At 69.0% G+C, this 20,279-nt stretch carries 19 protein-coding genes; 10 read left to right on the forward strand and 9 right to left on the reverse strand.

Annotation, left to right across the window (positions count from 1 at the left end):
• Positions 1 to 2,277 (forward strand): aldehyde oxidoreductase molybdenum-binding subunit PaoC, encoded by a 2,277-nt coding sequence (gene paoC / locus VF522_RS08070; RefSeq protein WP_330907721.1) that lies wholly within the window; start codon positions 1 to 3, stop codon positions 2,275 to 2,277.
• An 11-nt stretch (positions 2,278 to 2,288) separates the two neighbouring features.
• Positions 2,289 to 3,392 carry an alpha/beta fold hydrolase gene (locus VF522_RS08075; RefSeq protein WP_330907722.1) on the forward strand — a complete coding sequence of 368 codons (1,104 nt, stop codon included), beginning with the start codon at positions 2,289 to 2,291 and terminating at the stop codon, positions 3,390 to 3,392.
• 32 nt (positions 3,393 to 3,424) lie between these two features.
• Here VF522_RS08075 and VF522_RS08080 read toward each other — a convergent pair whose 3' ends face one another.
• The 4 genes from VF522_RS08080 to VF522_RS08095 form a co-directional block, all read right to left on the reverse strand.
• Entirely contained in the window at positions 3,425 to 3,736 is a 312-nt protein-coding gene (locus VF522_RS08080) for a hypothetical protein (protein WP_330907723.1), read from the reverse strand.
• On the reverse strand, positions 3,737 to 3,955 hold the full coding sequence (locus tag VF522_RS08085) for a hypothetical protein (protein ID WP_330907724.1): 219 nt from the start codon (positions 3,953 to 3,955) through the stop codon (positions 3,737 to 3,739).
• Positions 3,956 to 4,067: 112 nt separating this feature from the next.
• Entirely contained in the window at positions 4,068 to 5,528 is a 1,461-nt protein-coding gene (locus VF522_RS08090; RefSeq protein ID WP_330907725.1) for a hypothetical protein, read from the reverse strand.
• A 139-nt stretch (positions 5,529 to 5,667) separates the two neighbouring features.
• Positions 5,668 to 6,672: a tripartite tricarboxylate transporter substrate binding protein gene (locus VF522_RS08095; RefSeq protein WP_330907726.1), complete on the reverse strand. Its 1,005-nt coding sequence runs from the start codon at positions 6,670 to 6,672 to the stop codon at positions 5,668 to 5,670.
• 65 nt (positions 6,673 to 6,737) lie between these two features.
• On the opposite strand from VF522_RS08095, the gene VF522_RS08100 reads away from it, so the two are divergent.
• The 3 genes from VF522_RS08100 to leuD are packed head-to-tail and all read left to right on the forward strand — an operon-like array spanning position 6,738 to position 9,632.
• Positions 6,738 to 7,619 (forward strand): oxaloacetate decarboxylase, encoded by an 882-nt coding sequence (locus tag VF522_RS08100; protein ID WP_330907727.1) that lies wholly within the window; start codon positions 6,738 to 6,740, stop codon positions 7,617 to 7,619.
• 7 nt (positions 7,620 to 7,626) lie between these two features.
• Complete coding sequence (gene leuC, locus VF522_RS08105; RefSeq protein ID WP_330907728.1) at positions 7,627 to 9,006, forward strand: 3-isopropylmalate dehydratase large subunit; 1,380 nt, start codon at positions 7,627 to 7,629, stop codon at positions 9,004 to 9,006.
• Positions 9,006 to 9,632, forward strand: a complete 627-nt coding sequence (gene leuD / locus VF522_RS08110) for a 3-isopropylmalate dehydratase small subunit (protein WP_330907729.1) — start codon at positions 9,006 to 9,008, stop codon at positions 9,630 to 9,632. The genes leuC and leuD overlap by 1 nt, the downstream gene beginning before the upstream one ends.
• 1,452 nt (positions 9,633 to 11,084) lie before the next feature.
• Here the strand turns inward: leuD and VF522_RS08115 are convergent.
• The gene (locus VF522_RS08115; RefSeq protein WP_330907730.1) at positions 11,085 to 12,653 is read right to left on the reverse strand and encodes a sodium:proton antiporter; all 1,569 of its coding nucleotides are present in this window, start codon (positions 12,651 to 12,653) and stop codon (positions 11,085 to 11,087) included.
• A gap of 44 nt (positions 12,654 to 12,697) precedes the next feature.
• Here VF522_RS08115 and VF522_RS08120 point away from each other — a divergent pair, with 44 nt between their 5' ends.
• On the forward strand, positions 12,698 to 13,225 hold the full coding sequence (locus VF522_RS08120) for an N-acetyltransferase family protein (protein WP_330907731.1): 528 nt from the start codon (positions 12,698 to 12,700) through the stop codon (positions 13,223 to 13,225).
• 7 nt (positions 13,226 to 13,232) lie between these two features.
• On the opposite strand, the gene VF522_RS08125 is transcribed toward VF522_RS08120, so the two are convergent.
• From VF522_RS08125 to VF522_RS08140, 4 genes are read right to left on the reverse strand one after another with little or no spacing between them, the layout of a single operon-like run.
• Complete coding sequence (locus tag VF522_RS08125) at positions 13,233 to 14,270, reverse strand: L-idonate 5-dehydrogenase (protein WP_330907732.1); 1,038 nt, start codon at positions 14,268 to 14,270, stop codon at positions 13,233 to 13,235.
• Positions 14,271 to 14,275: 5 nt separating this feature from the next.
• Positions 14,276 to 15,049 (reverse strand): glucose 1-dehydrogenase, encoded by a 774-nt coding sequence (locus VF522_RS08130; RefSeq protein ID WP_330907733.1) that lies wholly within the window; start codon positions 15,047 to 15,049, stop codon positions 14,276 to 14,278.
• Positions 15,050 to 15,592 carry a gluconokinase, GntK/IdnK-type gene (locus VF522_RS08135; protein WP_330907734.1) on the reverse strand — a complete coding sequence of 181 codons (543 nt, stop codon included), beginning with the start codon at positions 15,590 to 15,592 and terminating at the stop codon, positions 15,050 to 15,052. It lies immediately after the preceding gene.
• An 8-nt stretch (positions 15,593 to 15,600) separates the two neighbouring features.
• Positions 15,601 to 16,809: an aspartate transaminase gene (locus VF522_RS08140; RefSeq protein ID WP_330907735.1), complete on the reverse strand. Its 1,209-nt coding sequence runs from the start codon at positions 16,807 to 16,809 to the stop codon at positions 15,601 to 15,603.
• Positions 16,810 to 16,919: 110 nt separating this feature from the next.
• On the opposite strand from VF522_RS08140, the gene nac reads away from it, so the two are divergent.
• The 4 genes from nac to VF522_RS08160 form a co-directional block, all read left to right on the forward strand.
• Entirely contained in the window at positions 16,920 to 17,864 is a 945-nt protein-coding gene (gene nac, locus VF522_RS08145; protein WP_330907736.1) for a nitrogen assimilation transcriptional regulator NAC, read from the forward strand.
• A gap of 104 nt (positions 17,865 to 17,968) precedes the next feature.
• Positions 17,969 to 18,640 carry an RraA family protein gene (locus VF522_RS08150; protein ID WP_330907737.1) on the forward strand — a complete coding sequence of 224 codons (672 nt, stop codon included), beginning with the start codon at positions 17,969 to 17,971 and terminating at the stop codon, positions 18,638 to 18,640.
• Positions 18,641 to 18,645: 5 nt separating this feature from the next.
• Positions 18,646 to 19,095 carry an acetyl-CoA carboxylase biotin carboxyl carrier protein subunit gene (locus VF522_RS08155; RefSeq protein ID WP_330907738.1) on the forward strand — a complete coding sequence of 150 codons (450 nt, stop codon included), beginning with the start codon at positions 18,646 to 18,648 and terminating at the stop codon, positions 19,093 to 19,095.
• On the forward strand, positions 19,088 to 20,279 hold a 1,192-nt coding region (locus VF522_RS08160), incomplete at its 3' end, for an acetyl-CoA carboxylase biotin carboxylase subunit (protein ID WP_330907739.1). The genes VF522_RS08155 and VF522_RS08160, both read left to right, overlap by 8 nt.

Genomic DNA, 20,279 nt, shown 5'->3' on the forward strand with positions numbered 1-20,279 from the left:
ATGAAGTTCGACACCCCCGCCACCACCAATCCGATCGACCAGCTGAAGATCGTCGGCAAGCCGGTCGACCGGGTCGAAGGCGTCCTCAAGACCACCGGCACCGCCCCCTATGCGTACGAGCGGCATGACGCGGTGCGCAACCCGGCCTACGGGTACGTCGTGGGCGCGCCGGTCGCCAAGGGCCGGATCCGCTCGCTGGACCTCGCCGCGGCACGGCGGGCGCCCGGCGTGATCACCATCGTCACCGCCGAAACCGCCGGCAAGCTCGGCAAGGGACGGATGAACACCGCCAGCTTGCTGGCCGGTTCCGACATCGACCACTACCACCAGGCGCTGGCCCTCGTCGTCGCGGAGAGCTTCGAGCAGGCCCGCGCGGCGGCGGAGCTGGTGCGCGTCACCTGCGACCGCGCCCCCGGGAAGTACGACCTGGAGGAAGCGAGGAGCTCCGCCTTCAGGCCCAAGAGCATCACGGCGGGCGCGCCGGATTCGGCGGTGGGCGATTTCACCGGCGCCTTCGCCGCCGCCCCCGTGCAGGTCGACGCCACGTACACGACCCCCGACCAGACGCACGCCATGATGGAGCCGCACGCGACGCTCGCGGCGTGGAAGGGAGACCAGCTCACGATCTGGACCTCGACCCAGATGGTCGACTGGAACAAGGGCGAGATCGCCCTGACGCTCGGCATCCCGAAGGAGAAGGTGCGAGTCATCTCCCCCTTCGTCGGCGGCGGCTTCGGGGTCAAGCTGTTCCTGCGCGCAGACGCCCTGCTGGCCGCCTTGGGCGCGCGGGCGGCGCGTCGTCCCGTGAAGGTCGCCCTGCAGCGAGCCCTGATCGCCAACAACACGACCCACCGGCCTGCGACCATCCAGCGCGTGCGGATCGGCGCGACGAGGGATGGCAGGATCACGGCCATCGGACACGAGAGCTGGTCGGGTGACCTGCCGGGTGGCAAGCCCGATGGTGCGGTTCACCAGACCCGCATGCTGTACGCCGGCGCCCACCGCATGACGGCAACCCGGTTCGCGGTCCTGGACCTGCCGGAGGCCAATGCCATGCGAGCCCCGGGCGAAGCGACGGGACACATGGCACTCGAGGTGGCCATGGACGAACTGGCCGACAAGCTCGGCATGGATCCGGTCGAACTCCGGGTCCGCAACGACACGCAGGTTGTGCCGGACCACAGTCCGCCCCAGTCGGCTGACGATCCCCAGGGCCGCAAGCCGGAGGCGGCAGAGAACGATGCGAAGTCCGCCGGCCAGCCGTTCTCGCAGCGCCAGTTCGTCGAGTGCCTGCGGGTGGGGGCCGATCGCTTCGGCTGGAATCGGCGCCATGCGCGACCGGCCCAAGTGCGGGACGGACGATGGCTGGTGGGCATGGGCGTCGCGTCCGCCTACCGTGGGGCGCCCGTCACCAGGTCCGCCGCGCGCGTGCGCCTGGATGCCCGCGGCCGGGTCACGGTGGAAACCGACATGACCGACATCGGCACGGGCAGCTACACCATCATCGCCCAGACGGCCGCCGAGATGATGGGTGTGCCCTTGAACAGCGTCTTCGTGCGCCTGGGCGACTCCACTTTCCCGGTCTCCGCTGGTTCGGGTGGCCAGTGGGGCGCGGCGAGCGCCACGGCAGGTGTGTATGCGGCATGCGTGAAGCTGCGCGAAGCCGTGGCCAACAGGCTCGGGATCGACCCCGCCAAGGCCAGCTTCTCGGACGGCGAGGTCCGCGCCGGCTCGCGCGGCGTTCCGCTGCGGCAGGCCGCCGCCCACGGTGAGCTGGTGGCCGAGGACTTCATCGAGTTCGGTGACCTGGCGAAGAAGGCACAGCAATCCACCTTCGGCGCCCACTTCGTGGAAGTGGCCGTGGATGCGTTCACGGCGGAGATCCGTGTGCGCCGGATGCTCGCGGTCTGCGCGGCCGGCCGCATCCTGAATCCCAAGTCGGCCCGCAGCCAGGTGATCGGCGCGATGACCATGGGCGTCGGCGGCGCGATCATGGAGGCACTGGCGGTGGACGAACGCCACGGCCTGTTCATCAACCATGACCTGGCGAGCTACGAGGTTCCGGTGCATGCGGACATTCCGCGCCAGGACGTCATCTTCCTGGACGAGGTGGACCCCATGTCCTCGCCGATGAAGGCGAAGGGTGTCGGCGAGCTGGGCATGTGCGGTGTCAGCGCCGCGATCGCGAACGCGATCCACAACGCCACGGGCGTGCGGGTGCGCGATTACCCGGTGACGCTCGAGAAACTGCTGGCCGGAATGCCGGCCCCTGCCTGAACGCCGCACCCATGAAGCAACAACGCAACCTTCTCACCCTGGCCTCTGCTGCCCTCCTGTGCGCCGCCTGTGCGGTGCCGGTCGGCATGGGTCCTGGCAAGCCCGCTGCCCTGGCGATCCAGGAGCAAGGCAGCTTTGCGGTCGGCGGCAGCGTCAAGCGGACGCCCGGCAACTTCGACCCGATCGCCCAAGGAGCCTACACGCCAACGCCCAACCCGCAGGGGCAGACGCTGCATGGCGACCATGCCTACGTCTTCTACCAGGTCCCCGCGAATGCCCGCGCATTGCCGCTGGTGTTCTGGCACGGTCACGGGCAATCCGCGAAGACGTGGGAATCGACGCCTGACGGCCGCGAGGGGTTCCAGAACATCTTCCTGCGGGAACGCTACCCCGTGTACTTGCTCGACCAGCCGCGGCGGGGGCGCGCTGCCAGAAGCATCGCCCCCGTCGAGATCCCGGCTACGCCCGACGAGCAGATGTGGTTCGGCGTATTCCGCCTCGGTGCCTGGCCCGATTTCTACCCGGGTGTCGCCTTCTCGAAAGACGCCGGCGCGCTGGAACAGTTCTTCCGCCAGGCGGTGCCCAACACCGGGCCCTACGACGTCGAGGTCAACACCGACGCCGTTTCCGCCCTGTTCACGAAGATCGGTCCCGGCATCCTGGTCACGCATTCGCAAAGCGGCACGCTGGGGTGGCGCACGGCCATCAAGAACCCGAATGTCCGCGCGATCGTCTCGTTCGAACCCGGAGGGGACTTCCTGTTCCCGCAAGGAGAAGCGCCCACGCTGACCTTCGCGGGCCGGCCCTTCACGCCGCCCACGATCCCGCTGGCGGACTTCCGCCAGCTCACGCGCCTGCCGATCGTCGTCTACTACGGCGACAACATCCCGGACCAGCCGAGCGCCAATCCCGGCCAGGAGCAATGGCGCGTATTCCGCGAAGCCGCCCGCCGCTGGCGCGACACCGTCAACCGTCACGGCGGCGACGTGACCCTGGTGGAACTGCCGGCGGTCGGCATTCGCGGCAACACCCACTTTCCCATGTCCGACCTGAACAACGTCGACGTTGCAAGGCACATGGCAGGCTGGCTGCAACAGAAAGGTCTGGGCCGCTAGCGACGCAATCCAGGTACGGGGATGGAGCGCTCTCAGCCGGGCCCCGGCAGCTCCCACCCCAGGATCTCGGCGATCCGCGTCACGACCCACGCGGGCTCGGGCGCCTGCAGCGGGCCCCCCTCGGACGACAGCGCCGTTCGCATGCCGGCCAACACCTCGCCCTCGGCGGCGCCGGACTTGAAGGCCGCGGTGGAGGCCTGCTCGCAGAGCATCTGCGCCAGGTCCTCGCACAGCTCGTAGCGCTCGCGCACTTCGGCCATGGGCCGCGTCAGGCGATACCCGCCGGACCCCGTGAACAACGCCACGAACGAGGGAGGCACCTCGATCTGGTTGGGGTCGTCCACTCAGGCGTTCGCGAGGTGGCTGCCCAGGGCGAACACGGAAACGGGGATGCGGCCGGCCAGCTCTGCCGCCGTATGCCCCAGCCAGGCCTTGCGCTTGTGCTCCTCGATGGCTGCCTTGCGCTCCTGCGCGAGTTCCTTGGCCGTCAGCTCGGCCTCGTCCTCCAGGATCACCTGGATCTCTTCTTCGACCAGCGGGGCCGCTTCTTCCTTGTTCTGCATCGGCAGGATTGTCGGGGAGACGGCGCCAGGACGCCACTGCGGAGGGCAATACCCCGCGTAACCACCGGATGCTTGACCGGGAGCCGGTGACTGGCGTAGCCCCGCCGGCCGCTTACTTCGCTGCCTTGCTCCAGTCCGCGAGCCCCCGCGCGGCGCCCGTCAGTTCGAGGATATGCATGCCGGTGTTGGCGCGATCCACGATGTAGACGTAGCCGCGGTCGTCCACTTCGACGTTGTTGGTCTGGATGGCGCGGCGATCGGCGGCGGCGGTGAACGGCAGGCCGCCGGCGCGCTGGGCGGCGGGGGTTTCCAGCACCACGGTGTTCTCCGTCATCGCGGGGATGTAGTGCGCCACTTCCTTCAGCGCCAGCGGGTTGCGCACGTCGAGCACGCGCACGCCGGCGTTGAAGTGCGCGAAGAACATCAGCCGCTTGTAGTACAGCGGCGTCATGTTCTCGTTCGACGAATGGGTGCCGAAGCGGCCACCGCGCGAGCAGAAGTTGCCGCTGCCCTCCGGGACGGTGAAGTTGGAAACCCCGAACGGCCTGGTTTCCGTGCTGATGTCCACCACCCAGACCATCTGGCGCCCCTCCAGGCACTCCTTCTGGATCGCTTCGTCGGTCACCACGATGAAGTCGCGCACGCGCCCGAGGTAGTTGCGCGCGAACTCCGGCACGTCCACCTGCAGCAGCGGGAACACGGTGTGCGCCCCGTGCATCGGCGGCAGGTCGATGCGCGCGACCTGCGGGGCCAGCAGGTTCTCCGGCGTCGGCTCCTTCGCGCCCGTCAGGAGCTTCTGCCGGTCGACGATCTGCAGCACGCCGTCGGTGCTGGTGCCGTAGCCGAAGTACACGCGGTTGCCCTTGGGGCCCGTGGAGATCGGGCCGTGCAGCGAGATCGGCACCGGGCCGGTGGCGCCGGGCTGCTGCCCGACCAGGCCGAAGTTGCGGATGAACACGGGCTTCGCGGGATCCGACAGGTCGTAGATCTGCGTCATGCGCGTGGTGCGCCACTGCGGGTCGCCGGACACCAGGTAGGCGATGCCGGTGTCGCACTCCCACCAGTTCTTGTGCGTGCCCTTCAGGCCGGAGCCGATGCGCGTGACGAGCGACGGGCGCTCCGGCGTCGTCACGTCCCAGACCTCGTGCGCCTGGTTGCCGAACGTGCGCAGCATGTAGAACTTCGACTTGTCGCCCTTGGGCAGCGTGGCGCCGGGACAGATGCGCACCATCTGGGCGCCGCCCTGTTCGGCCCGGCCCGTCTCGCCGGGGACGTGCGCGAGATAGCGGGGGCGGGCGGGATCGGTGACGTCGACGATCGACGTGCCGTTGTCCTCCGGCGCTCCCGAGAGCGGATTGGGCTTGCGGTCGCCGTGGTGGCCGACGTAGGCGATCCAGCGGCTGCCCTGCTGCTGGATGGTGGGCTGGTAGGCCGTGCGTCCCTGCAGGTCGCTGTAGCCGACCAGGCGCATGTTCGAAGCCTCGGCACCGGCGCCGGCGCCGGCGGCAGCGGGCGGCACCTGGGCACAGCCGCCGAGGGCGGCCAGGCACAACGCGATCAGCAGTACGCGCATGTTGTCTCCTTGTCGGGACTGCAGTGGCCGGCCGTGCCGGGGTGGCTCGCACTGTAGCGACGATTCGGGAGCTGCGCCCAGCCGCTCGTCCTCAAACGGGAGTATTCGGGACGTCCGGCTTGCGCACGCAGATCTTGCGTCAGCTCTCGCGCTTGAAGTTGATCGACTTCGCCACGCCCAGCCACTGCTCGCGATCGGCCTTCAGGAACTTCGCGAAATCGGCGGGGCTGCTCAGCACCGGCTCGAGGCCGTCGCCGATCATCTTGTCGCGCATGGCGGTGGGACGGGCGCCGGCGTGGATGGCGCGCGCGATCATCTCCACTTGCGCAGGCTGCATCTTCGCGGGCCCGAACAGGCCGTACCACGTGGCGATGCTCACGCCGGAAATGCCCAGTTCGGCGAAGGTCGGCACGTCGGGCGAGATCGGCGAACGCTCGGCGGAGGCGATCGCCAGCGCGCGCAGCTTGCCGGACTTCACGTGCGGCATCACCGCCGCCGGCGTATAGAAGCCCATCTGCACCTGGCCGGACAGCAGGTCCATCATCGCCGGCCCGCTGCCCTTGTAAGCGACGTGCGTCACCTCGATTCCCGCGCGCTTGAGGAACACTTCCATCGCGAAGTGGGTGATGCCGCCGGCACCGCCCGACGCGTAGTTCATCGCACGCGGCTTCGCCCTGGCTTGCGCGAGCAGCTGCTGCAGCGATTCGATCTTCGAGCCCGTGTTGACCATCAGCAGCAGCGGCGTCGACGCCAGCAGGGAGATCGGCGTGAAGTCCTTCTGCGCATCGAAGACGTACTTGTTCGACAGCGTGGCATCGAGGAACTGCGAAACGCTGAAGAAACCGAGCGTGTACCCGTCCGGCGCGGCGTCCGCCACCATGTCCAGGCCGATCATCCCGGACGCGCCCGAGCGGTTGTCGACCACGACCGATTGCTTCCACGCGTCGCTCGCCAGCTTCGCGTACGCGCGCGCCGCGAAGTCCGTTCCGGCGCCCGCGGACGTCGGGCAGATCCAGCGCACCGGCCGGCTCGGGTAGTCGGATTGCGCGCGCGCGGCGAAAGGAGAAGCGAGGAGCGCCGCGGGCAGCAGCAGCCGGGCGCGCATCGGCAGCATGGCGCCGCCACGGGGGAACGACTGGGTCATGGCTTTGTCTCCGCGCCTGGAAACCACCCAGGCTTCATTGTTGGAGCCCATGCTAGCATGCCAACATGAGCTCAACGACCCTGCGCCGCCTGCTCGAGCGCGGCTCGGTGGTGCGGCTGCCGGGGGCCTACGACGGGCTCACGGCGCGCATCGCGCAGCAGATCGGGTTTCCCGCCGTCGCCTTCTCCGGCAATGCGGTTTCCGCCAGCATCCTGGGCGCACCCGATGTCGGGCTGCTCGGAATGGCCGAGGTGGTGCAGCACGCCGGCCGCATCGCGCGCAACCTCACGATCCCTCTCTTGTGCGACGCCGACACGGGATACGGCGGCGTGCTGAACGTGGTGCGCACGGTGCGCGACTTCGAAGCCGCGGGCATCGCCGGAATCCACATCGAGGACCAGGTCACGCCCAAGCGCTGCGGCCTGCTGCCGCAAGGCATCCCGGTCACCTCGCGCGAGGACATGGTCACCAAGATCCGCGCGGCGGTCGAGGCGCGCAGCTCGCGCGAATTTCTCGTCATCGCGCGCACCGATGCGAAGTCGATGCACGGACTGGAAGATGCCGCCGCGCGCGGTCGGGCCTATGTCGAAGCCGGCGCCGATGCCGCTCTCGTGATGGGCGCCAACACGCCGGAGGAGCTGCGCTACGTGGCCGACGTCGTGCGCGCGCCGCTGGTGGCGGTGATCCAGGAGACGCCGCCCACCACCCTGCTCACCGACGACGTGCTCGATGCCGTCGGCTGCTCCTTCGCGATCCACGCGGGCGTGGTGCGCTACGCGGTGGTAAAGGCCGTGCAGGATGCGCTGGGCGCGCTGCACCGCGACCGCGACACGGCCGCCGTGCGCGACCTGATGGGAAGCTTCGGCGACTACAACGGCGTGCTGGGCCTCGACGACTGGCTTTCGATGGAAGAGCGCTTCCTGGGCGATGCGCCCAGGGCCTTGTGAGGCGCGCATGAGCCAGACGCTGTTCGACAAGATCTGGGATTTCCACCACGTGGGCACGCGCGGCGACGGCCGCGAGCTGCTGTACATCGACCGCCACGTGGTGCACGAGCTCCACGCGCCGCACGCCTTTCACGAGCTGGATGCCAACAAGCACACGGTGCGCCGGCGCGACCTGACGCTCGTGGTGCAGGACCACACGGTGCCCACGCGCAGCGGCATGCCGCTGCGCTCTGCGCACATCGACGCCACGAAGCTCGGCGCGCAGAAGCACGCGGTGTCGCTGGTGGACGTGGAGTCGCCGGAGCACGGCATCGTGCACGTGGTCTCGCCGGAACTCGGCATCGCGCTGCCTGGCCTCACCCTCGCCTGCCCCGACAGCCATGCTTCCACCGTCGGCGCGCTGGGTTGCCTCGCTTTCGGCTGCGGCACGACGGAGCTGGTGCACGTGCTGAGCACGCAGGTGATGGCGCTCACGCGACCGCGCCAGATGCGGGTGAACTTCACGGGTCGCCTCGCGCGCGGCGTCGGCGCCAAGGACCTCGCGCTGCACCTGATCCGCACCGTCGGCGTGGACGCCGGCCGCGGCCATGCCGTCGAATACGCGGGCGAGGCGATCCGCGCGCTCGACATCGAGGCGCGCATGACCCTGTGCAACATGACCATCGAATGGGGTGGCCGCACCTGCCTGATCGCGCCGGACGAGAAGACGATCGAATGGGTCCGCGGCCGTGCCAATGCGCCGACCGGCGCCGCGTGGGACGAAGCCGTCGCCTGGTGGCGCACGCTCCCCACCGACGCGGATGCGAAGTTCGACCGCGAGATCACCGTCGACTGCAGCCAGGTCGCGCCGCAGGTCACCTGGGGCACCGATCCTTCGCAGGCCATCGGCGTGGATGAGCCGGTGCCGGGCGGCTCCGAGGAACGCACGACCGCGGCGCTCGCCTACATGGGCATCGAAGCCGGTGCGCCGCTGGCCGGCGTGCCGGTCGACCGCGTGTTCATCGGCTCGTGCTCCAACAGCCGCCTGCCCGACCTGCGCGCTGCCGCCGCGGTGGTGCGCGATCGCAAGGTCGCGCCGGGCGTGAAGGCCATCGTGGTGCCCGGCTCCAGCACAGTGAAGCGCGAGGCCGAACGCGAAGGCCTGGACCGCATCTTCGTGGACGCGGGCTTCGAATGGCGCAATGCCGGCTGCTCGATGTGCGCCGGCGCCAACGGCGACGTCGGCCAGCCCGGTGAACGCGTCGTGTCCACCACCAACCGCAATTTCGAGAACCGGCAGGGCCGCGGCGTGCGCACGCACCTGGCGAGCGCCGAGATGGCCGCGGCCGCCGCCCTCGCGGGCTACATCGTCGACGTGCGCGACTGGCTGCCGGCGGAGGACGCCTGATGGAACCCTTTCGCAGCGTGACGGGCGCGGCGGCACCGCTGCCGCAGGACGACGTCAACACCGACCAGATCATCCCCTCGGCCTGGCTGAAGGACCTGAACGCCGACATGGCCGAGGGCTTCCTCGCCTACATGCGCCGCCGTCCCGACGGCACATCGATCAGCGACTTCGTGCTGGAGCGGCCGCAGTACGCGGGCGCGCCCATCCTCGTCACGGGCCAGAACTTCGGCTGCGGCAGCTCGCGCGAGCACGCGGTGTGGTCGATGCGCGCGTTCGGCGTGCGCTGCGTGATCGGCGAGAGCCCCGCCGAATTCTTCCGCGACAACTGCCTGAAGAACGGCGTGCTGCCGGTGACGCTGGACGCCGAACGCATGCGGCAGGTGCGGGAGCGCGTGCAAGCGGTGGACGGGCTCGAGCCCTTCACGGTGGACCTCGAGGCCTGCCAGATCCGCGGGCCCGGCGGTTTCGTGATGCCGTTCGAGATCGCGGCGGGTGAGCGCGAGGCGCTGCTGGAAGGGCTGGACGAGATCGGGATGACGCTCAAGTCGCTGGGTGCGATCGAGGCGTGGGAAGAGCGGGCCACGCAGTTGCGGCCGTTTTTGCAGGCGGCGATCCGGAAGGCGTAAGGTAGGCTGCGCCGGAGGCTTCGCGCGGATTGCGTTGCGGACGGCAGCTACTGGCCGAAAGCGGACATCGCGGCATCCACCTATTCGCCGATGGGGACACGATGGTCTACTGGCAACCCAACTGGCTGCGAACGTCCAGTAGCTTTCTGCGCTGCCGGTCTGTAGTTCCGTTCGACGCCGCAGCACACTTCAGGACCTCGCAGAAAGTTCCCTGCGGCATAGTCCCAACGAAGATAAGTAAGCCTGCGCGAAATAGGCGTTCCCAGTGCTGGATATCGTCATCGTCGCGGAAGGAAAGGTCCACCCACGTGGGGAGCGGCAAGCACGCGAGCAAACCTGGACCGACGAAGTACGCAGGGCGGTACTGCGGCTCATGACCGCAAGGTGGCGTCGTAGCTCTGGCGCGTTCGACCTTGGTAAATGGTCTATGGGTTACGTCATATTCGTCGACCGCTAAGACGAGAATATGCTTCCGATGCCACTTGCCATTGTCGTCTTGGTAGTAGCGTGGATTGGTCCAAACCTGGCCGGCTTGCAGCTTAGGCTGCATTGCCAAAATGCGTATTCAGGGTTCGCAGGTGTAGTTGATCTTCCCGGTACCGCTCTAGAGCGTACTCTGCATGAGGATCGTCCATAGAAATGGTTCGTACCAGGTCAATGACACGACCGTGCCCTCTACCATGTGCCCATGTCGCAGCGTATGCGCCGTTGTCAGAGTTGACGTCGACCTCTGCCCAATGCGCCTCGCGATATCGCTCGAAGAGCGAATTCGCTAGATCGACCTGTTGTGGAGTGAAGTCTGTCCGGAGTGGTGGTTGCTTGGGCAACAGCAGTCGCCCAAACACGTCAATACTCTCGTCGGTGCGTACGGCCAAAGACTCATCAAGAGGTGCCCGCGGGTGGCCGCGCTCAAAGAGGCTGGAAAGGTAGCTAGGTTCAGGACCAACGCTGTACGCTAGATATGTCTGCCCTGTCACAGTAGTGCCTGTCCGCTGCAAATGCGTCACGTCAAGCAGGTAAGTGAGTCGGTACAGCTTCACGATCCCGCAGAACCGAGTGCGCGCGAACAGCGCGGCAGCATTGAGTAGCCGTGCCTGTTGCGAGCGTGTAGGGATCGGGGACTCCATGGCACCATTCTGATGAGAATTGCTCTGTTCGTCACGACTGGCCCGATGGGCACGTTGTGAGAATCCCTACAGAGCGCCTGTAGGTCATTGGCGATGCCGCGCGTCATCACGTGTCGCCAACCTGTACAGTCATACAGGTCTCCGCGGAACGCAAGCGACGCATTCCACCCTTGCTTTCGCCAGACAGGAGAGGAGGCACGGCTGCTTCCGACCCCAAAGCAGTCCCTCGCCCCGTGCTGAACGCACTCTGCTGCCGGTCGGAGACAAGGCGCGATGGGTACCGCAGGAGTTTTACCCCGGGCGCGATCGGACAGACCGGCTCCCCCTACTCCGTCGCATCCGCATTCGCCGCCCGCAGCGGATCCGACACCTCCATCCAGTCCAGGTCGTTCTCCAGCGTGTGGAAGGCGTCGTCGCCGATCTCGCCGCTGTTGCGCATCGCGAGGAGCACTTCGCGCGCGGCGCGCAAGGCCCCGCGGTAGGCCGCGTCGTACTCGGCGCCGAAGGACCCTTGCGGGCCGTCGCGGCGGTGCACGTGCCCCAGCCACATCTTCAGGTCCTTGCGCACCAGGTCCACGGCCGGCGAGCCGTTCGGTGGCAATTGCGCGTAGGCCGCTTCGAGCAGGCGGCGGCGCGCTGCATCCTCCTCGTGCCCCACGGGGTCGCCGTCACGCAGGTTCAACGCCCGCAGCAGCGGCTTCAGCGTGAGGCCCTGGATCAGGAGCGTGCCCAGCACCACCGAGAACGCCGTCAGCACGATGAGGTCGCGCGCCGGGAATCCGGCGGGCAGCGCCAGCGCCGCCGCCAGCGTGACGATGCCGCGCATGCCGGCCCAGGAGATCACCAGCCCGCTGCCCACGGTGGGCCGCAGCATGGGCCGCGGCGGATGGAAGCCGAAACGGCGGTCGCGCCAGCGGATCGCGAAGTTGAAGGCCATGTGCCAGGCGATGCGCACGAGGATCACCGTGGCCAGCACGGCGGCGGCGACCAGCAGGTATTGCTCGCGCTGCACCGGCGCCAGTTCCACCAGGATCGGGCGGATCTGCAGGCCGATGAAGATGAAGGCGAAGATGTTCAGCGCGAAGATCACCGTCGCCCACACCGCATTGGTGGGAAGGCGGATGCGCGCCGGCGTGCGGCCCGGCGCCGTGCGTCCCAGCGTCATCGCGAAGCACACCGTGGTCAGCACGCCCGAGAGGCCCGCGTGCTCGGCGAGCAGCCACACGGTGAAGGTGCCCACGAACTGCAGGATGATCGCCGTGGGGATGTGCTGCACCTTTTCCAGCAGGCGCTGCACCAGCCAGCCCAGCACGGGGCCGGCGACCAGGCTGCCCAGCACCGCGAGCAGGAAGGTCGGCGCCACCGTCTGCACCGAGAAGCTGCCCGCTGCCACCGCACCCACGGCCAGGCGATAGATCAGCAACGCGCTGGCGTCGTTCAGCAGGCTCTCGCCTTCGAGGATGCCGAGGATGCGCTGCGGCGGATGCAGCGGCCGCAGCACCGCGGTGGCCGCCACGGCATCGGGCGGAGCCACGATGGCGCCCAGCGCGATCGCGGCGGCCCAGGGCAGGCCCGGCACCAGCGCGTGCGCAACGACGGCCACGGCCGCCGTCGTAAGCCCCACCGCGACGACGACCAGGCCCAGGAGCGGCGCCCAGTTGTCGCGCAGGTCGCGCAGCGAGGCGTCGTAGCCGGCATCGACCAGGATGGGCGCGACGAACAGCGCCAGCACCAGTTCCGGCGGGAAGGTGGGACTCGGCACGCCGGGGATGAACGCCAGCAGCGCGCCGCCGATCGCCAGGAACACGGGATACGGCGCACCCGCCCGCCGCGCGGCGGCGGCGAGCAGGACCGCTGCGGCGAAGAGGGCCAGGATGTGTTCGAGTTCGCGCACGAACGCGAATATATTGGACGCCACTCCAACCCACACGATCGAAAATGCCCGACCGTCTGATCGACTGCACCGAAGCCGAACACGCGCCGGCCATCCTCGACATCCTGAACGAGGCCATCGTCAACTCGACGGCGCTCTACGACTACGTTCCCCGCCCCCCGCATGCCATGGCGGCATGGTTCGCGACGAAGCGCGCGAACGGCTTTCCCGTCGTCGGGGCCGTCGACGCGGCAGGAACCCTGGTGGGCTTCGCGAGCTGGGGCACCTTTCGCGCGTTCCCGGCCTACAAGTACAGCGTGGAGCACAGCGTCTACGTGCACCATGCGCATCGCGGGCGAGGCCTCGGCCGCTTGTTGACAAACGAACTCATCCTGCGGGCACGCGCGGCGAACGTGCACGTCATGGTCGCCTGCATCGACGCCAGCAACACGACCAGCATCGCATTGCACGAACGACTGGGCTTCGTCCACGCGGGCACCTTCCAGCAGGTCGGGTTCAAGTTCGGAAGGTGGCTGGATGCGGCGTTCTACCAGCTTGTCCTGGAAACGCCGGCGAACCCCGTGGACGGTTGAGGCCGGGTCAGTCGAAGTCCAGCACCACTTTCATGGCCCGCGAGCGGTCCGCCGCCAGCGCGAACGCGCGGCTGGCGTCGCGGTAGGGCAGCGTGGCGGAGATCAGCGGCTTGACGTCCACCAGCCGCTTGTTCAGCAGCGCCACGGCGGTCGCGAATTCCTCGTGGAAGCGGAAGGCGCCGCGCAGGTCGAACTCCTTGGCCACGATGGTGTTGACCGGCAGGTTCATGGGGCCGCCGCCCAGGCCCACCTGCACGATGACGCCGCGCGGGCGCAGCACCGCGAAGGCGCCGGCGAGCGCGCGCTCGTTGCCGCTCGCTTCGAACAGGACGTCGAAAAAGCCCTTGTCCGCCTCGTAGCGGGCCAGCGCCTGCGCGTCCTGGCCGACGTTCAGGGTCTCGTCGGCGCCCACCTTCAGCGCGGTGCGCAGTGGTGCTTCGGCGACGTCGGTCACGGTGATGTGGGTGGCGCCGGCGCGGCGCGCCGCGATCACCAGCAAGGCGCCGATCGGTCCGCTGCCGGTGACGAGGACGTTCTTGCCCACGAGCGGCCCGGCCCGGCGCACCGCGTGCAGGGCGACCGAGAGCGGCTCGGCGAGCGCGCCCTCGGCATCGCTCACGCCGTCGGCCAGCAGGTGCACCTGCGCGGGGTTCACCACGATCTGCTGGCGGAACGCGCCCTGCACGTGCGGCATGCGCATGGCGCTGCCGTAATACTGCATGTCCAGGCAATGGTTCTGCAGGCCTTGCTGGCAGTAGCGGCACAGGCCGCAAGGGCGGCTGGGAGTGATCGCCGCCCGCTGCCCCACGCTGAAGCCGGTGACATCGCCGCCGACCGATTCGATCACGCCCGCCACTTCGTGGCCGAGGATCATGGGCTGCTGGATGCGCACGGTGCCGAAGCCGCCGTGCTGGTAGTAGTGCAGGTCGGAGCCGCAGATGCCGCCGCAGCGCACGCGCACCAGCAGTTGCTGCGGCCCCATCTGCGGCGTGGGGACGTCCTCGATGCGCAGGTCGCCGGGGGCGTGGATGACGAGTGCTTCCATGGTGTTCAGAGGGTGGCGGTCACGCCGCCGTCGACATAGAGGATGTGGCCGTTGACGAAGTTGGAGGCGTCGCTCGCCAGGAACACGGCGGCGCCCACCAGGTCTTCGACGTCGCCCCAGCGGCGCGACGGCGTGCGGCCCACCAGCCAGGCGCTGAATTCCTTGTTGTCCACCAGCGCCTGCGTCAGCTCGGTCTTGAAGTAGCCGGGCCCGAGGCCGTTGACCTGGATGCCGTACTGGCCCCAGTCGATGGCCATGCCCTTGGTGAGCATCTTCACCGCGCCCTTGCTGGCGGTGTACGGCGCGATGCCGGGCCGCCCCAGCTCGCTCTGCACGGAGCAGATGTTGACGATCTTGCCGCGGCGCCGCTCGATCATGGGGCGCGCCACCGCCTGGCCGACGAAGAACACGCTGTCCACGTTGGTCTTCATCAGCGTGTGCCAGTCGGACTCGGCGAACTCCTCCAGCGGCGCGCGGCGCTGCAGGCCCGCGTTGTTCACCAGGATGCCGATCGGGCCGATCTCGCGCTCGATCCGCGCGATGCCCTGCGTGACCGCTGCCTTGTCGGTGACGTCGAAAGCCACCGCATGCACCTGGGCGCCCTCTTCGCGCAGCGTCGCCGCGGCCTGCTGCAGCTTGTCCTCGTTGCGTGCGTTGAGCACCACCTCGGCGCCGGCCGCTGCGAGGCCGCGCGCGAGCGCCAGCCCGATGCCCGTGCTCGAGCCGGTGACCAGCGCGATGCGCCCTTTCAGGCTGAAACTGTCCAGGACCGATTGCATTCAGACTCCTTGTCTTTGCTCCCTCCCCTTCCGGGGGAGGGCCGGGGTGGGGGCATCCCCCGCCAGCCAATATGCCACGGCGCCCACCTGCACTTCCGTGTCCTGCAGCGCCGACACCTCGAACACGCCCTCTTCCCCCACCGGCGACTCCAGCGCCGCGAACTGCGACGTCACCAGGCTCGTGGGAAACAGGTGCGCCGTGCGCGCGGCCACGCGCCGCGCCGCGGTCTGCACGTCGATCTCGATATACACGAAACGCAGGCCCGGCACGTGCGACCGCAGCCGCTCGCGGTACTTGCGTTTCAGCGCGGAGCAAGCCAGCACCAGGTCGCCGCTGCCGATCGCCAGCAAGGCGCCGAGGCGGTCCAGCCAGGGCTCGCGGTCGGCGTCGTCCAGCGGGATGCCGGCGCGCATCTTGTCCTGGCTGCCCGCGAGGTGGAAGTCGTCGCCCTCCACCATCGGACAGCCCAGATGGCGGGCGAGCTGCTCCGCCAGGACCGACTTGCCGCTGCCCGCGACGCCCATCACCACCACTTTGTTCATGGCGGTGTTCAGTCGAGCGCCTTGACCGCGCGCGCGATGCGCCGCGCCCCTTCCTCGAGGTTGTCGAGCGAGGTCGCGATCGACAGCCGGAAGAAGGGCGACAGGCCGTAGGCCGTGCCGGCGATCACGGCGACGCCCTCGCCTTCCAGCAGGTACATCACCACGTCGGTGTCGTCCTTCAGCTTCTTCCCCTGCGGCGTCGTGCGCCCGATCAGGGCGGAGCAGTTGACGTACAGGTAGAACGCGCCGTCGGGCGTGCGGCAGCTGAGGCCCGGGATCGCGTTGATGGCCTGCACCATGAAGTCGCGGCGCTGCTTGTAGATGGCAACGCTTTCGGTGACGAAGCCCTGGTCGCCGTTCAACGCGGCCGCGGCCGCGGCCTGGCTGATGGAGCAGCAGTTGCCGGTGGACTGCGACAGCAGCGTGTCCAGCGCCTGGATGTAGGCACGCGGGCCGGCGACCCAGCCGATGCGCCAGCCGGTCATCGCATAGGTCTTGGACACGCCGTTGATGGCGAGCGTGCGATCGCGCAATTGCGGCGCCGCGTTCAGCAAGTGCGGCGTGCGCTGGCCGTCGTAGCGGATGTGCTCGTAGATGTCGTCGGTGATCACCTGCACCTGCGGATGCCGCTCCAGCACCGCGGCAAGTGCCTGGTATTCGGCGACGGTGTAGCTGGCGCCCGTGGGGTTGCTCGGCGAGTTCAGCAGCAGCCAGCGCGTGCGGTCCGTGATGGCCGCTTCCAGTTGCCGCGGCGTCAGCTTGAAGCCACTGGCCTCGGGGCAGGCGATGGTGACGGGCGTGCCGTCGCAGGCCAGCACCATGTCGGGGTACGACACCCAGTAGGGCGCCGGGATGATCACTTCGTCGCCGGACTCGATGGTGATGGCCAGCGCGCTGTGGATGGCCGACTTGGCGCCGCTGGTGACCATGATCTCGTCCATCCCGTAGCGCAGGCCGTTCTCGCGCTCCAGCTTGGCGACGATCGCCTGCCGCAGTTCCACCGTGCCGGCCATCAGCGTGTAGCGGGTCTGGCCCTTGTTCATGGCTTCGGCCGCGGCAGTGCGGATGTGCGCCGGCGTGTCGAAGTCCGGCTCGCCGATCACGAGGTTGGCGATCGACCTGCCCTGGCGGCGCAGCTCGCTGGCGCGGTCGGCGGCGGCGGTGCTGGGGGACGGCTTGATGCGGCGCAGCCGGGCCGCGAATCGGGGGGTGTTCATGGCGTCCTAGGGGATGTGACGGGCCTAACGGTAGGTGGCCCCGCGCGGAAACGCCAAGACGGTTTGGGTCTGCCTTGATAGGCAATCCTTATGGATGGAGAATGGCCCGCATGAACCTCCGGCGGCTGAAGTACTTCGTGAAGATCGTCGACGTCGGCAGCCTCACGCAGGCCGCGGACCTGCTGCACATCGCCCAGCCCGCCTTGAGCCAGCAGCTCGCCACCCTCGAGGGCGAGGTGGGGCAGCAGCTGCTGCTGCGCACCAAGCGCGGCGTCACGCCCACCGAAGCCGGCAAGGTCCTGTACCGCCATGCCCAGTCCATCCTGCGGCAGTGCGACCAGGCCGTGGTGGACATGCACGCGGCCAGCCGCGGCCTGTCCGGTTCGGTCTCCGTCGGCCTCGCGCCGGGCACCCTGGCGGCGACGCTGGCGCTGCCCCTGCTGCGCATCCTGCGCGCGCGCCACCCGGGCATCGTGCCCTACCTCAACGAGAACTACGGCACCACGCTGTCCGAGCTGATCATGTCCGGCCGCATGGACCTCGCCGTGCTCTACGGCGGCCGCACCGCCGTCCACGGCCTGCTGTTCGTGCCGCTGCTGCGCGAGCCGCTGTACCTGGTCGGCCCGGAATCCCTGAGCGCGCCGGAGGAAACGGTGCCGCTGGCCGCGCTGGCCGACTACGAGCTCTACCTGCCGCGCGGCTACAACTACGTGCGCAAGCTGGTCGACGAAGCCTGCACCGTCGGCGGCGTCGCGGCCCGCGTGGTGGCCGAGATCGAATCGGCGAAAACGCTGGCGGCGGTGATGCGCGAAGGCCTGGGCGCGACCATCGCGCCCGCGTCGCTCGCCCGCGAGCTGGTGGTGGAGTGCGACGCCTGGCAATCGCGCATCGTCGAGCCGGCCATCGAGGCGCCGCTGGCGCTTTGCCAATCGGACCACCTGCCGCTGTCCGAGCCGGCGCAGGCGGTCAAGGAAATCCTGCTGGAGCTGGTGGCGGAGATCCCCGGCAGCTTCCCGAAGGCGAAGGCGCCCGCCAAGGCCGCCACGGTTCCATAAGCGAACCTTATCTGGAAATACGCAATCGGTCTTTGTGCGGACCGGGGGCGGTGCCTACGCTGTCCGTGTTCGGCAGTGTTCGCCGTCCACGACAAGGACCCACCATGACGCAATTCGGCGCCCGCCGCCATCCTTCTTCGCCGCAGGCCGACGCCCGGCATATCGAGGCGCTGCGCCAGATCCCGCTGCCGCTGCTGAGCGACAACCTGCACCGCGGCACCGGCAGCGTCGGCCTCCAGCAGTACAGCAAGCCGACGAAATTCACCATGGCCGGCACCGCGGTCACCGTGCGCTGCCGCGGCGGCGACAACCTCACGACCCTGCGCGCCTTCGATGACTGCCGCCCCGGCGACGTGCTGGTCATCGACGCGGCCGGCGACCTGACCAACGCCGTGCTCGGCGGCATCATGAGCGCCGGCGGCGCCATGCTGGGCCTGGTGGGCATCGTGGTCGACGGCGCGATCCGCGACGTCGGCGAGATCCGCGAGCGCGAGTTCCCGGTGTACGCGCGCGGCGCCAATCACCGCGGCCCGTACAAGAACGGCCCCGGCGAGATCAACGTGCCGGTGTGCATCGGCGGCATGGTCGTCAACCCCGGCGACATCATCGTCGGCGACCAGGACGGCCTGCTGGCGTTCCCGGCCAGCGAAGCCGCGGCGCTGATCGACAAGGCGCTGGCGCAGCAGAAGAAGGAAGAAGCGCAGATGGCGGAGATCCGCGCCGGCCGCTGGGACCGCTCCTTCCTGGATGCGCTCGAGGCCAAGGCGATCAACTGAACGCCATGGAAGCGCCGCAGATCAAGACCTTCATCGACGCGATGGCCGCGTCCGACCTGCAGGAACTGGAGGTCAGCCACGAAGGTTGGACGCTGCGGCTCGTGCGCGGCGGCGCCGCTGCGCGCGCGGAACCCGTGCCGGCGCGCGGGCCGTTTTCCGCCTCGCCAAGCGATGAGGCAGCTCCTGCGGCGAAGACTCCATCCGGCCCCGAAGCCGTGCGCGCGCCCATGTTCGGCGTCGTGCACCTGCATCAGGGGCCCGGCCAGCCGGCCTTCGTGAAGGTGGGCGATGTCATCGAAGCGGGACGGATGATCTGCACGATCGAGGCCATGAAGGTGTTCAACGAAGTCCGGGCCGAGTGCGCCGGCCGCGTCGCGGCCGTCCTCGTGCCCTCGGGCACGGAAGTCGAGGCCGGCCAGCCGCTGGTCACCATCGAGCGGGTGGAACATGTTTGACACGGTCCTGGTCGCCAACCGCGGCGAGATCGCGCTGCGCGTGCTGCGCGCCTGCCGCGGCCTCGGGCTGCGCGTGGTGATGGTGTATTCCGATGCCGACAAGGAAGCGCCTTACCTGGCGCTCGCCGACCAGGCGTTGTGCATCGGCCCGGCCGCGCCCGCCCGGAGCTACCTGAACCAGGCAGCGATCCTCGCCGCGGCGCAGGTGAGCGGTGCGCAGGCCATCCATCCCGGCTACGGATTCCTCTCCGAAAACGCGGGCTTCGTCGAAAAGGTGGAGCAAGCCGGCCTCACGTTCATCGGCCCCAGCGCGGCGTGCATCCGCACCATGGGCGACAAGGTCTCGGCCAAGCGCGCGATGCGCGCGGCCGGCGTGCCCTGCGTGCCCGGCCCCGACGCATCGCTGCCGGACGACGCCGGCCGCATCCGCGCCATCGCGCGCGACATCGGCTATCCGGTGATCGTCAAGGCAGCGGGCGGCGGCGGCGGCCGCGGCATGCGCGTGGTGCAGGAAGAGTCCGGGCTGCTGGCGGCGCTGGCCGTCACGCGCGAGGAAGCCGGCCGCGCCTTCGGCAACCCCGAGGTCTACATCGAGAAGTTCCTGCTGCACCCGCGCCACGTGGAGATCCAGGTGCTGGCGGACAGGCACGGCAACGCCATGTGGCTGGGGTCGCGCGACTGCTCGCTGCAACGGCGCCACCAGAAGGTGATCGAGGAAGCCCCGGCGCCCGGCATCCCCGCGGCGCTTCTGGCCCAGGTGGGCGAGCGCTGCGCCGACGCCTGCCGCCGCATCGGCTACGTGGGCGTCGGCACCTTCGAGTTCCTGTACGAGAACGACGCCTTCCATTTCATCGAGATGAACACGCGGCTGCAGGTGGAACACCCGGTCACCGAGCTCACCTCGGCCATCGACATCGTGCAGCAGCAGATCCGCGTCGCGCGCGGCGAGCGCATCGCGTTCACCCAGGCCGACATCGCCTGCCGCGGCCACGCCTTCGAGTGCCGCATCAACGCCGAAGACCCGCGCAACTTCCGTCCCTCGCCGGGCCGCATCACCGACATGAACGTGCCCGGCGGCTGGGGCGTGCGCATCGACACCCACGCGCGCGCCGGCTACCGCGTGCCGGCCTATTACGACTCGATGGTCGCCAAGCTGATCGTCCATGGCGCCAGCCGCGAAGACG

Source organism: Ramlibacter sp., assembly GCF_036383835.1.
Lineage (GTDB): Bacteria > Pseudomonadota > Gammaproteobacteria > Burkholderiales > Burkholderiaceae_C > Ramlibacter.